Annotated in this window: 12 protein-coding genes; 11 read left to right on the top strand and 1 reads right to left on the bottom strand. The window is 71.1% G+C overall.

The window, feature by feature from the left end:
* The 6 genes from EHO50_RS03850 to EHO50_RS03825 all read left to right on the top strand — a co-directional run bounded on the left by EHO50_RS03850 (window position 1) and on the right by EHO50_RS03825 (window position 5,772).
* Window positions 1–918 carry an SCO2523 family variant P-loop protein gene (locus EHO50_RS03850; protein WP_128428360.1) on the top strand — a complete coding sequence of 306 codons (918 nt, stop codon included), beginning with the start codon at window positions 1–3 and terminating at the stop codon, window positions 916–918.
* Window positions 915–1,895, top strand: a complete 981-nt coding sequence (locus EHO50_RS03845; protein WP_128428359.1) for an SCO2522 family protein — start codon at window positions 915–917, stop codon at window positions 1,893–1,895. The genes EHO50_RS03850 and EHO50_RS03845 overlap by 4 nt, the downstream gene beginning before the upstream one ends.
* A 1-nt stretch (window position 1,896) precedes the next feature.
* Window positions 1,897–2,868, top strand: coding sequence for an SCO2521 family protein (locus EHO50_RS03840; protein ID WP_128428358.1), 972 nt, complete (start codon window positions 1,897–1,899; stop codon window positions 2,866–2,868).
* A gap of 104 nt (window positions 2,869–2,972) precedes the next feature.
* Entirely contained in the window at window positions 2,973–3,854 is an 882-nt protein-coding gene (locus tag EHO50_RS03835; RefSeq protein ID WP_246101005.1) for a DUF6879 family protein, read from the top strand.
* 320 nt (window positions 3,855–4,174) lie between these two features.
* On the top strand, window positions 4,175–4,606 hold the full coding sequence (locus EHO50_RS03830; protein ID WP_246101004.1) for a hypothetical protein: 432 nt from the start codon (window positions 4,175–4,177) through the stop codon (window positions 4,604–4,606).
* Window positions 4,603–5,772 (top strand): MAB_1171c family putative transporter, encoded by a 1,170-nt coding sequence (locus EHO50_RS03825; RefSeq protein ID WP_128428355.1) that lies wholly within the window; start codon window positions 4,603–4,605, stop codon window positions 5,770–5,772. Before EHO50_RS03830 ends, EHO50_RS03825 begins: the two co-directional genes overlap by 4 nt.
* A 39-nt stretch (window positions 5,773–5,811) precedes the next feature.
* Here the strand turns inward: EHO50_RS03825 and EHO50_RS03820 are convergent, their stop codons facing one another.
* Entirely contained in the window at window positions 5,812–6,270 is a 459-nt protein-coding gene (locus EHO50_RS03820) for a hypothetical protein (RefSeq protein WP_128428354.1), read from the bottom strand.
* Between the two features lie 229 nt (window positions 6,271–6,499).
* Between EHO50_RS03820 and EHO50_RS03815 the strand changes: the two genes are divergently transcribed.
* From EHO50_RS03815 to EHO50_RS03795, 5 genes are all read left to right on the top strand, one after another.
* Window positions 6,500–7,741 (top strand): sedoheptulose 7-phosphate cyclase, encoded by a 1,242-nt coding sequence (locus EHO50_RS03815; protein ID WP_128428353.1) that lies wholly within the window; start codon window positions 6,500–6,502, stop codon window positions 7,739–7,741.
* Window positions 7,738–8,505: an SDR family NAD(P)-dependent oxidoreductase gene (locus EHO50_RS03810; RefSeq protein WP_128428352.1), complete on the top strand. Its 768-nt coding sequence runs from the start codon at window positions 7,738–7,740 to the stop codon at window positions 8,503–8,505. Before EHO50_RS03815 ends, EHO50_RS03810 begins: the two co-directional genes overlap by 4 nt.
* A gap of 14 nt (window positions 8,506–8,519) precedes the next feature.
* Entirely contained in the window at window positions 8,520–9,239 is a 720-nt protein-coding gene (locus EHO50_RS03805; RefSeq protein ID WP_246101003.1) for an HAD-IA family hydrolase, read from the top strand.
* Between the two features lie 1,052 nt (window positions 9,240–10,291).
* Window positions 10,292–11,266, top strand: coding sequence for an ROK family protein (locus EHO50_RS03800; RefSeq protein WP_128428351.1), 975 nt, complete (start codon window positions 10,292–10,294; stop codon window positions 11,264–11,266).
* On the top strand, window positions 11,263–12,360 hold the full coding sequence (locus EHO50_RS03795) for an alcohol dehydrogenase catalytic domain-containing protein (protein ID WP_128428350.1): 1,098 nt from the start codon (window positions 11,263–11,265) through the stop codon (window positions 12,358–12,360). The genes EHO50_RS03800 and EHO50_RS03795 overlap by 4 nt, the downstream gene beginning before the upstream one ends.
* Window position 12,361 lies beyond the last annotated feature (1 nt).

Below are 12,361 nucleotides of genomic sequence, written 5' to 3'. Positions count from 1 at the left end.
GTGCTGATCTTCGCCGCCTCCGACAAGGGAGGCACGGGCCGCTCCGTGACCAGTGCCAACCTCGCCTACCACCGGGCGCTGGCCGGGGACGACGTCTGCTACCTGGACTTCGACTTCGGCTCGCCCACCGCGGTGGCCGTCTTCGACGTGGCCGACGCCCGCGAGGCCACCGAGGAACGCGGCCTGCACGCCTATCTGATAGGCGAGGTCAGCGAGCCGGAACGGATCGACGTCTGGGCCAGGACCGAGCACCAGGTGCTGCGCGACCCGCCGCCCGGCTGCGGCCGGCTCGTGCTGATGCCCGGTGACGTCAGCGGCGGCGAGTTCGCCACCACCGACGACAACCTGCGCCGGTGCGTCGACCTGCTGATGAAGCTGTACTACGAGTTCGACCTGGTCGTCGTCGACCTCAGCGCCGGCCGCTCCTACGCCGTCGACATGGCCCTGGAGGCCACCGCACAGCCCGAGATGAGCGAGGTCACGGCCCGCTGGCTGGTCTTCCACCGCTGGACCCGCCAGCATGTGGCGGCCGCCGCGAGCCTGGTCTTCGGCCGGCGCGGCATCGTCGCCGGCGGCGTCGACCGCGGTCACGACGAGGAGGCACTGCGCGGCGCCATCCGCTTCGTACGGGCCGCCGTACCCGACCCCGAATCGCCGCTGTGGTCCCAGGTCTCGCCCACCCAGTCGGCATGGATGCGCAAGACCGACGGCGACCTCAAGCAGCTCGCCTCCACCGCCGGTATCGGCTACAGCCAGGTCCTCGGCTCCGTGCCCCTCGAACCGGTCCTGCAGTGGCGCGAGCAGCTCATCACCGACGAGGACGTGCTCGACAGCCAGATCGCCAACCAGGAGACCTGGCAGGCGCTGAGCCGGCTGGCCGCACGGCTGACCGACGACAAGTACTGGGAGGAGGCATGACCGAAGCCGTCTTCCGGGAGACCACCGCCGAGCCCGTCACCAAGTCCGTGCCGCTGTCCCATCTCTCCCTGGAGCTGGGCCACCTCTACATGGAGGACTTCGAGGCCGGGCCCGACCGGCTGCGCGAGCACTTCGCCGAGGTACGGATCTGGGTGGACGCCGTGCGCGCCTCCGCCGCCCGCCGCAGCAAGCGGCCACGCATCAGCACCTGCTTCCTGATCGACGACTACTTCACCCGCTTCTCCACCCCGGCCGAGCTGATCCCGATGGTGCTGAAGGAGGCCGAGAAGGCCGGCCTCGTCATCGACTACCTCGCCCGCGAGTCGGCCTGCGCGGTCGCCGACCGCATCGAACTCGCGGAATCGGTCATGCACCGCCTCGTCGAGTCGCCGCCGCCGGGCAGCTACGGCTCCCGTCCGCCCGTCAGCCAGACCGGCTGGCTCGCCAACGGCCAGCGCACGCCCACGATGTCCCGCAGCGCCCTGGGCGAGGTCAAGGGCTGGCAGCCGCCCCAGGAGACCGCGGCCCGCAACCACTCGGTCTTCATGGACGTGGAGCTGTGGTCCGAGAAGGACGGCTGGCGGCTGTGGTCCTGCCCTTTCCTGGCCGCCGTTTGGCAACTGGCCCGGCTGGGGCTGTTACGGCACCTCGGTGAGCCCGTGCTGGTGCCGCAGGACTGGAAGAGCGAGGAGTTCCCGCACGACTGGGACCGGCTGCCGCCGCTGATCAAGCTCACCGACACGACGGCGGCCTTCAGCGCGTACCGCACCTGCACGCTCATGCCGAACCGGTTCCTCGCCGTCGAGGACGCCGTGCGGCTCATCCTGGACCAGATAGACGTCGACGCCGGGGCGCTGCGGCAGGTCGCCGACCGGTCCGGCGGCGAGGGGATGGCGGTACCGGCCGCCGTCGCACAGCGCGCCACATACGTCTTCTACGAGGAGCCCGGCGACTCCTCCGAGGCCGAGGGGACCTGAGATGGCGGCGGCCCTGGGACAGTCGGCGCGTTCGGTCCTCGCCTGCGGCGAGGTGCGTACCTGTCTGCTGCCGTCCTTCCAGGCGCTGGACGGCCGGGCCGCCGCCCAGCTGCTCAGGCTGCGCGCCGACGACCACGTCCGGGTCTCCGAGCGGCCCACCATGTACGCCCTTTCCCCCGAGGTACTGACCGGGGTGGACTGTCGGCTGCCCACCTCCAACGGCAGCAAGGTGCGGGCCGTCGGTACGGTCGTCGCCCGCGCGGCGCTGACCGAGGGCCGTCTGTTGCAGTCGACCGCGTACTTCAGCGTCCCGGCCGCCGGCCCCGACATCCGGCGCCCCTGGGGGCAGTACCTCGTCCGGCCGGGCCTGGTCGAACCGTTCGGCAAGCTGCCCCAACAGGCCACGGCAGAGGGCGTGTTGCGGGGTGCCGGGCGCGGTGAGCTCGACCTCGGGACGATCGCCGAGGGCCTGCTGACCGCGCTCCGCCGGCACGCGCTGCTCGACCGCAGGGTGCCCTTCAAGTCCCGGCCCACACACCTGCGTTGGGTCGCTCGGCGGCAGCCCGAGGGCGAGCGCGCGTCCCTGACGAACTTCACCGTGGCCGAGGGCGGACTGCGGACCATGGAGTTACGGCTGCCGCAGGACGTCCCGGCCGCCGCCGCAGCCGGTCTGTGTGAGGATCTCGCCCTGCACGACTGGCTTTTGACGACTGTTCAGCAGATGCTGGACAACAGCCGGATCGGTGCGACGGACGGGCCCTCGGTGGTCGAGGCGCTCCATCCGGTCGTGGTGCATCTACTGCATCTGTGGATGCCGCGCGCACACGTGGACCCCGCGCTGGGGCACCTGTGGGACGTGCTGGAAGAGAAACCGGGGTTCTCCCGCCAGTGGGAGAAGCTCAGCCGGCGCATCAGAGATCGACTGGCCCTCCAGGCCGTAACGACGCCGCACCAGGCGCTCAGCCCGCGCTGAGGGCGGAACCAACCACATACAGACACGGGGGACATGACATGAGCGGAGCGCCCTTAGGAGCAGGGAACCACAACGGAGGCCACGCACCGCGCCCGGAGCCGCGCATGCCCAAGATGTTCTGGCGGATCCTGATCACCGCCTCGGCGGCGGGCGGGGCCTTCCTGCTGACCAGCATCCTGGACCAGGACGACGGGAACATCTGGCAGTGGGTGGCGTCCATCGTCATCGGCAGCGCGGCGCTGATCGTGCAGTTCCTGATCGACTTCGGGGAGCGGTTCGAGAAGGTCGACACACGCTTCAACGAGATCCTCGCCGCGACGACGCTGTTCAGCCAGGTCGACGGTTCGGTGCTGCGCTCCGACGAGGTGACCCGGCTCGTGCTCGGGTACACCAAGGTCCGTGAGCGGGGCGGCGACATCGTGCAGGCCTTCGCCGAAAAGGAGCTGGGCCGGCTCGCCAAGACGATGGAAGGGCTCGGCAGCGGCAGCGCGGACTGCCCCGGCGAGAACAACGAGTGGCTGATCGACATCACCGACTGCGTCAAGATGACCCTCGACGCCACCAGCACCTCGGTGGACCGGGAGTTCTGGACCAACGGGTCCGCCGAGCGGTATCTCGCCGCGCAGGAGAAGGCGATCAAGCGGCGGGGCGTGGAGATCCGGCGCCTGTTCGTCGTGCGGGACGCGGACGAGGTCACGCCGGAGCTCAGAGCACTCTGCGAGCGCCACCGCAGGCGTGGCATCGAAGCGCGCATAGCGGTGCGATCACTGATGGAGTCGAGCCCCAAGGTGGACGACTTCATCATCTTCGACGGCGAACTCTGCTTCGAGACCAAGCCGGACCAGGAGTCCAACCCGGACCGTACCTGGCTGAGCGCCGAGCCGGACCACATCGAGGACCGCGTCACCCAGTTCGCCAAGCTGTGGGCGGAGTCGGAACGACAGGCGGGCCCCGAGCCGCAGCCGACGGTCACTTCGGGGATGTGACGGTACGCCTGCCACGCAGTACCGCCATCGCCCGCGAGGCTCACCCCGCGGTGGTTCCACCGCGGTGCGTGAAGCTCTCGTTACAGGACGGTGATGTGAATCTCTTTTCGATGAGGTGCGGCTACGGGTGTCGTAGATTTGTCCCGTGACCAATCAGCGGGGACTCGCTTGTGCGACGCACGGGTTCGAGTCGACGCAGTCGCACGGGGGAGGTTCAACAGGTGTGGGGCAAACGGGGCAGGCGTACTTCGGAGCGGTCTCGGGGGGCGCGGGAAAACCGGCTGCGTGATGCTCAATTACGCACGCACAGCCGACATTTGATGCGCCGGCTCACGCCCAAATTGCCGCTCAGCGTCACCGCGCTGTGTGATGAGCTCGGTGAAATGCGGGGCAGGCCGATCAGGCTTATGGAGTGGGATCTGTCGGCCGACGGGCCGTTCGGGGTGCTGATATCCCGTGACCACGAGGACGTCATCGTCTATCAGGCGAAGACCACCAAGGCGCACCAAGCGCACATCATTCTTCACGAGGTGGGACACATCATCGCGTTCGACCTCCAGGGCGAGCGGCCGCCGGGCACGGTGGAGCGGACCTGCTATTCCGACCGGGACGAGCGCGACGCCGAGATCATCGCGTCGACGATCATGTACCAGGCCATTTCGATGAGCCGGCGCGTACGCAGCCACGGACTCGACGAGCCCTGGCGGCCCTCGGTCTACAACAGCCTCGTCCTCACCGACGGAGCGGTGTGAGCGCGCTCAATCTCATCGCCATCGTCACGCTTCTCGCCGGTGCGGTGTGGACCGTGCCCGCGCTCATCCGGCGGCGCTTCCGGGACCCCATGCGGCTGCATCTGTGCCTGGCGTTGCTGCTGATGGGCGCGGGGAACGTGCTGGCTCAGCCGTTCGTCCTGAGCCTCGTCGACAGCTTCACCTTCGTGGGCTTCTCCAAGATCACATACAATGTGGAGGTCCTGATCGGCCTCAGCCTCATGGTCGGCTTCCTCCGGGAAAGCCCGCTGAGGCGCTGGGCGCCGCCATGGCCCTGGGAGATCGGCGCCTGCCTCGTCTGTCTGGCGGGGATGCTCGCCATGACGGTGATTCTGCCGACCCAGTTACGCAATCACCTGCTGACGTCCGACTATCTCGTGGACTGGCGTGTACGCACCTTCTACAACTTCGGCAATTTCTACCTGTTCTTCGGATACGCGGCCAGTGCCTACCTGGCCGGGCGCCATGCCCGACGAGGGCGTTCGCTGCGGCGGCTGTCGCTGAACATCATCGCCGTCGGTCTGACCGGCCTGGCTTTCACCTGTATTTTCCGATTTCTCTGGGTGAATCTGCCGACGCTGCGGGAGCCGGGTCGGATGATCTCCTATACCGACGTCTTTTTCTTCGGTCAGGTCGCCGCCATTGTGGTATGCGTGGGGCTCGGGCTGCCCTTTTTCGTCAGCGTGGCGCAGATCGTTCGAGAGAGGCTGGAGCAGCGCAGTCAGTTCCGTGGACTCGAGGAGCTGTGGCGCCGGTTGGTGGAAGTCCATCCCGAGCTCGTCCTGGACCATCGCAGCCGCCGCCGAGATGCTTTTCTCGCGAATTCCCCCGCCGTTTACCGGCGTTATGTCGAGTGCCGCGACGGTCTGACCCGGCTCGGCCCCTATCTCCGGCTGGCGGCCGAGGAGATGTCGACAGCCGTGCCGCAGGACGACCCCAGAGCGTCCGCGCGCCTCATCGCCCACGCCCTGCATCTGCACGGCGACCGCGAGGCGCGTGAGGGCGGTCCGCCGACGGAGGCGGTCTTCGTCCTCGCCCCGCGCAGCCGCCGCAGCATCGACGGCCACGACTACGAGGAGGATCTCGGCACCCTCATCCGGCTCTCCGACGAACTGCGCGCGATGCGGACCTGTTCCGCATCGGCCTGAGGTGCCCTCGGGACCCCGGCCGATGGACGCGCAGGGGCCCTACGCCTTGTCGTCCCCGGAGGCGGGCGACTTCTTGGAGTCGTCCAGCACGTCCATGATCGACAGCAGTTGCTCACGCAGTTCGGGGGTCAGCTGGCCGGCCCGCATCGCGATCGACTGCACCTGCCGGTCGGCGAGTGCCGCCGCCCATTCCTCTTGCGGCTCCGCGGGGCGGGCGGGCGGCTCCTCGTTGATGAGCGCGCTCACCGACACCGGCAGGGTCATGTCCCGGGACTGGAAGTACTTGACGATCGCGGAGAGCACGCTGACCGTCGGGTTGGTCTGCGAGCCGTTGCGCAGGGCGGTGAGATAGCTCCGGGAGATCGTCACATCGTGGCTCGGGTCGTTCGAGATGGCCTGGGCGACCTCGGATGTGGACGGCTCGCGCAGACGGCCGACGGTATCCGCGGTGGCTGCATCGGCAAACCAGGAGTTCAAGCGTTCTGCCAGCGTAGCCATGCGTCCGACCTCCGTAGGCCTCGGCGACTCGGGGGTTCCTCTATATGAGCAAGAAGGGCGCAGTCATCGACGAGCACCCTCTGCCTACGCGCGCCCGCTTCTCACATCGCCCCCTGCTGTGAGAGTAACACAAATGACACAGTCACTGTCTCTGCTGCTACTATAGTGGACATCGAGCCGATGAAAAGTTCTTCGCGCTCGTAATATGGCAGCTCACGCTGGAGGGGATATGCGCAGCGGAACCGTCTTCACTCAGGGGCTTCGCCAGGCTGTGGGGGGCAGCCCGTTCTGGACGGTCGAGGCCGTCCGTCAAGTGCGTTACCACGTCGTCAGCTCCAACGGCCTGTTCGAACCCGGCAACACCGCCCTGCTGACCGGATGCCCCGACGCCCCGCTGCACCCGGGCGACCGGCGGCTCGTCGTCATCGACCAGAACGTCGACGCGCTCTACGGCGGCGCCATGCGTGCCTGGTTCACCGCCCACGGGATCGACGCGACGGTCGTACCCCTGCGCGCCGACGAGGCGGTCAAGCAGTGGGACGCGGTCTCGCGGGTCGTCGACGCGATGAACGACTTCGGGATCGACCGCCGCCGGGAGCCGGTGCTCGCCGTCGGCGGCGGGGTGCTGACCGATGTCGTCGGCTTCGCGGCGAGCCTCTACCGGCGCGGAACGCCGTACATCCGCATCCCCACGACGCTGATCGGCCTCGTCGACGCCGGTGTCGGCGTCAAGACCGGGGTCAACTACGAGCGCGGCAAGAACCGTCTGGGTACCTACGCGCCGGCCACGGCCACCTTCCTGGACCGGTCCTTCCTGCGCAGCCTGTCCCTGCGGCACATCAGCAACGGCCTCGCCGAGATCCTGAAGATGGCCCTGATCCGCTCCGAGGACCTGTTCGTCCTGCTGGAGTCGCGGGGCGGGGCCGTCCGCGCCGACCGGCTCCAGGGAACGACCGAGGACCTCTCCCGGGCCGCGGACGCCATCATCGCCGAGTCCATCCACCTCATGCTGGAGGAACTCCAGCCCAACCTCTGGGAGTCCGCGCTGGAGCGCTGCGTGGACTACGGCCACACCTTCAGCCCGACCCTGGAGATGCACGCGCTGCCCGAGCTGCTGCACGGCGAGGCCGTGGTCATCGACATGGCCCTGACGACCGCGCTGGCCACCCTGCGCGGCGACGTCGCCGAGGCGCAGGCCCGGCGGATCTACGACGTGATCCGGGCGCTCGGACTGCCCCTGTGGAACGACGTCCTGGACGACCCGGCCCTGCTCGACGACGCCCTGCTCGACACCGTGCGCCACCGCGACGGCCAGCAGCGGCTGCCCCTGCCGATCGGCATCGGACGGCACCACTTCGTCAACGACGTCACGCCCGCGGAACTGCGCGACGCCACGCGTCTGCTGCGCGACCACGCCCAGGGACACATCCCCTCGGCCGGTTCGCTCGTGCCCGAGCAGGTCGGCGCGTGAGCCGTACGCACCGCGGTGCCCCGACGGCGGTCGTGGTCGGCGGATCGACCGGCATCGGACGCGGTGTCGCCGACGCCTGGGCCGCGCACGGCATCGAGACCCACGTCTTCAGCCGCAGCAGGCCGGACGGTCCCGGCGCCGACCGCCTCGTATGGCACCGGCTCGACTTCCGGGACCCCGAACAGGCCAAGGAGGCGCTGCGGACCCACCTGCCCGCCGAGACCTCCCTGGTCTGCTACTCGGCGATCTACTTCACCTCCCGGCGCGAGCCGTTCCTGGAGACCGACGAGGCCGACTGGCTGGACCAGTTCGCCATCAACGTGCACGGCCTGGCCTGGACGCTGAAGGCGGCGCTGCCGTCGCTGCGGGCCGCCGCGCCCGGGCTGTTCCTGCACATCTCGTCCGAGGTGGTCTACAACGCCGGCCCGAACCGCTCCGGGTACGCCGCCACCAAGGCCGCGGCCAGCTCGCTGATCCGGTCCGTCTCCCAGGAGATCGACGCGGACGAGGTGACGTTCGTCGAGGCGCTGCCCGCGGGCATGGTCGACAGCCCGGGCATCCGCGCCCGCCGCTCTCGGGACTTCGACTACAGCGGCTACATGCCCCCGGCCGCGTTCGCCGGGCTGGCCGGTGAACTCGCCCGCACGCGCGGTGTGCCGTACGCGGGCCAGGCCCTGGTCGTGCACGAGGACGCGACCTGGTCGCCGGTCGCCGACGGGCTGCCGGTGTCCCAGTCCCGCCCCCTGGGCCGCTCCCTCCGATAGTCAGGAACCCACAGATGCCCAAGGCACAGCCGGCCGCCCCGCCGGCGACCCCCGACAACCTCCTGCCGCAACTGCGCGCGGCGGCGCTGCTGTTCGACATGGACGGCACGCTGGTGGACTCGACGGCCCTTGTCGAGTCCACCTGGGCGGGCTTTTGCGCACGGCACGGAACCGACCTCGCCGAGGTCCTCGCGTTCGCGCACGGCCGCCCCACCCGCGAGACGGTCGGCCACTTCGTCCCCGACCCGGACCTCGCGGCGGCGGAGACCCGACGGCTCGTCGCGCACGAGGAGTCGGAGACCACCGGGATCACCGAGATACCCGGTGCCGGCACGCTCCTCGCGGCGCTGCCGCGGGGTTCCTGGGCCGTCGTCACGTCGGCCGGCCGCAAGCTGGCCGAGGTCAGGCTCGCCGCCGCGGGGCTGCCGCTGCCGGAGGTCATGGTGAGCGCCGACGACGTGGTCCATGGCAAGCCCCACCCCGAGGGCTATCTGCACGCCGCCGCCGTGCTCGGCGTCGAGCCGGCGGACACGATCGTCTTCGAGGACTCCACCGCCGGAGTGCGGGCGGCCCTGGCGAGCGGCGCCCGCACCGTGGTCATCGGCGCCCTCGACGCGTTCGACGAGGTGGCGGAACGATACGCCGACTTCCGAGGCTTCCAGGTCGCCACGATGCCCACCGCCCCCGGCGAAGTCCACCTGACCGCGCCCGCCCCGACCGGAGAGCAGCGATGACCGACGCGGAGCGCTCCGCTGGAAGTGCCGCGATGTCTCGCCGTTCGCCTGCGGCGCCGACGAGGCTTGTAGCGCCCCGCGACGGAGCCGCTGATGGACGCAGCCCCGCCCCCGTTCATCGCGCCGCCGAACCGCAGCGGACTTCGCCCGAGCTGCTTGGGGCAGCGGATGGGAGCGGGGCCGGGGCGGTGGTCGGGAGCGGGGCCGGGGCGACGGTCGGTGGCGGGTCGCGAGCGACGGTTGGTGACGGGTCGCAGGTGGTGGCCGACGCGGGGTCTCAGGCGGTGACCGGTACGGGGTCTCGGGCGGTGACCGGTACGGGACCTCAGACGGCGAGCGGCGCGGGCACTCGGACGGCGACCGGCACCGGACCTCAGGTCGCAATCGGGACCGGATCTCAGGCGGTGACCGGCGCGGGGTCTCAGGCGGTGGTCGGCGCGGGGCCTCGGACGGCGACCGGCATCGGACGCCGGGTGGTGACCGGTGCCGGGTCTTCGTCGGTGGCCGGTGCGGAGTCTCGGGCGGTGGCTGGTACGGGGTCTCAGGCGGTGGTTGGCGCGGGGCCTCGGATGGCGACCGGCATCGGACGCCGGGTGGTGACCGGTGCCGGGTCTTCGTCGGTGGTTGGCGCGGAGTCTCGGGCGGTGGCTGGTACGGGGTCTCAGGCGGTGGTTGGCGCGGGGCCTCGGATGGCGACCGGCATCGGACGCCGGGCGGTGACCGGTTCCGGGTCTTCGCCGGTGGCCGGTGCGGGGCCTCAGGCGGTGACCGACGCGGAGTCTCGGGCGGTGGCTGGTACGGGATCCCAGGCGGTGGTTGGCGCGGGGCCTCGGATGGCGACCGGCACCGGACGCCGGGCGGTGACCGGTTCCGGGTCTTCGCCGGTGGCCGGTGCGGGGCCTCAGGTGGTGGCCGGTACGGGACCTCAGGCGGTGACCGACGCGGAGTCTCGAGCGGTGGTTGGCGCGGGGCCCCGCGCGGCGGTCGGCACGGGGGCCCGCGCGGCGGTCGGTGCTGGGACCCGGGCGGCGGACCATGGCGCATCGCAGGCGGTGGCTGGCTTTGTCGCGGATGTCGGGGGGACCTGGGTGCGGCTGCGGGGCGGGGGAGTGGGGGCGGCCGTCGAGCGTCTGCGCTCGCCGAGTCGGCTCAACCATCCTGGACGGTCGGTCGCGCGGCTGCGTGAGGACATGGTCGAGTTGTTGTGCCGGGCGGCGCCGCCCGGTGCTCGCGCGGCCATCTCCTTCGGCGCGGCCATCGACCATCTCACCGGCACGGTCTATGGATCGGCGCCGCTGTGGGGGTCGGAGACGACGCCGTACGACATGGGCGCCGCGCTGCGGGCGCACCGGCCCGATGTCACCTGGCAGTTGGTCAACGACGTCACGGCCGCCCTGGTGGACTTCGCCGCCACGCACGCCCGGCCCGGCGTCCGGCGCGTCGGCTATCTGACCGTCAGCAGCGGCATCGCGCTGCGTGTGGCCGACATGGAGCGGATGCGGATCCCGGTCGACGAGCGGGGCCTTCAAGGCGAGATCGGCCACCTCCCGGCCATGACCACCGGCCCCGAGCTCCAAGGGGCGGGGCTGCTGTGCGAATGCGGGGCACCGGACCACCTCGCCTCGATCTCCTCCGGGCCCGGCATCGCCCGCGTCGCCCGACAGCTGGGCCTCGACACGGGGCCGGCGGTCTCGGAGTGGCTCCCCGAGGCGCTCGCGGCGGACGACCCCCTGGCGCGACGGCTGTTGGAGCTGTGCGTCGAACCGGTGGCGCACATGCTGCGGACCCTGTGGTGCCTCGACCCGCACCTCGACCTGCTCGGCCTCGGTGGAGGCGTCGTCGAGGGACTCGGCGCGCACTACGCCGACGAACTCCGCCGCCAACTCGGCCTCGCCACCTCCTACGCCGACCGGGGCCGCGACCCGGCCTGGCTCGCCGACCGGCTGGTGTTCTGCGCTCCCGGCACGGTCGACCCGCTGCGCGGCGCGGAACGCGTCGACCGCTGGCTGCCGGGGATCGTGCCGTGAGCGGCGCGGCCCACCGTGCGCTGGTGCGCCTCCCGGCCGACGCCCGGGGCCGTACCCGCGTCGAGGTCACCGAGGTACCCACGCCCCGGCTCGAACCCGGGGACGTCCTGCTGGCACCCGTGACCGTCGGCATCTGCGGCACCGACTGGCAGATCCTGCGCGGGCTGCGGGACGACCCGAGCCGCGTCCTGGGACACGAGGGCGTGGCCCGGGTCGTCGAGCCCGGCGACAGCGGCCTGCCCACCGGCTCCCTGGTCACCGTCAACCCCACTCACCCCGGCGACCCCTCGTTCCTGCTCGGGCACAACCTGCCGGGCCTGTGGGCGGAACGCACCCGCATCCCCGCCACGGCCGTCCGCGGCAGCCTGGTCCTGCCGGTGCCCGAGGGCGCGGACCGCCCGGGGGTGGCCGCCCTCGCCGAGCCGCTCGCCTCGGTGCTCTACGGCCTCGAGATCGCCCTCGGCACGACGCGACCGGCGTCCCTGGCCGTGTGGGGCGACGGCATCGTGGGACGGCTCGCCCAAGACGCCTGGCGGCGTGAACTCCCCGGACTGCGCACCCTGTTGGTGGGGCACGGCACGGACGCGGTCGACCCGCACGACCCCGGCCTGCCCGACCTGCTCGCCGAACTGCCCGCACCGGTCGGCGTCGTGATCGCCACGCCACGCACCGGCACCCGCCAGGCGTTGACCGCGGTGGACCGCCATGTGCGGGGCACGCTCCTGGTCGACGTGCACGCGGGCCTGCCGCCGGGTCCGGTCGCGCTGTCCGCCGGCGAGCTCGACGTGGCGGCCCTGCGCGCCGACAACTGCGGGGGCGAGCCCCGACCGCCCCGCGTGCACCCCTTCGACCGCCCGTCCGGCCCCCTGCTCCTGTACGGGCACCGCGGGGTGTCGGGCGCCCATCTGCGACAGGCGGTCGAGCTCCTCCTGACCCGTCAGGAGGAGCCGCCGGGGGACGCCGTACTGACCCACGAGGTGGACCTGCCGGGCGCCGCCGACCTCGTCAACTCCGTGCTGTCCTCCGCCGGGAGGGTGGCCGACGGGCGACGGGTGCTGAAGACCGCGATCCGGATAGGGGGTGGGGGGCGATGAC

Origin of the sequence: Streptomyces cyaneus (genome assembly GCF_004028635.1) — a bacterium.
Taxonomy (GTDB): Bacteria; Actinomycetota; Actinomycetes; order Streptomycetales; family Streptomycetaceae; genus Streptomyces; species Streptomyces cyaneus.
The sequence above is the reverse complement of the archived record's forward strand: the minus strand, read 5'-3'. Positions and strand labels throughout refer to the sequence as shown.

Excerpts from the sequence above, each read along its gene's own strand:
- EHO50_RS03845 (WP_128428359.1), top strand. The coding sequence starts at position 915 with ATGACCGAAGCCGTCTTCCGGGAGACCACCGCCGAGCCCGTCACCAAG.
- EHO50_RS03840 (WP_128428358.1), top strand. The coding sequence starts at position 1,897 with ATGGCGGCGGCCCTGGGACAGTCGGCGCGTTCGGTCCTCGCCTGCGGC.
- EHO50_RS03835 (WP_246101005.1), top strand. The coding sequence starts at position 2,973 with ATGCCCAAGATGTTCTGGCGGATCCTGATCACCGCCTCGGCGGCGGGC.
- EHO50_RS03830 (WP_246101004.1), top strand. The coding sequence starts at position 4,175 with ATGCGCCGGCTCACGCCCAAATTGCCGCTCAGCGTCACCGCGCTGTGT.
- EHO50_RS03820 (WP_128428354.1), bottom strand. The coding sequence starts at position 6,270 with ATGGCTACGCTGGCAGAACGCTTGAACTCCTGGTTTGCCGATGCAGCC.
- EHO50_RS03815 (WP_128428353.1), top strand. The coding sequence starts at position 6,500 with ATGCGCAGCGGAACCGTCTTCACTCAGGGGCTTCGCCAGGCTGTGGGG.
- EHO50_RS03805 (WP_246101003.1), top strand. The coding sequence starts at position 8,520 with ATGCCCAAGGCACAGCCGGCCGCCCCGCCGGCGACCCCCGACAACCTC.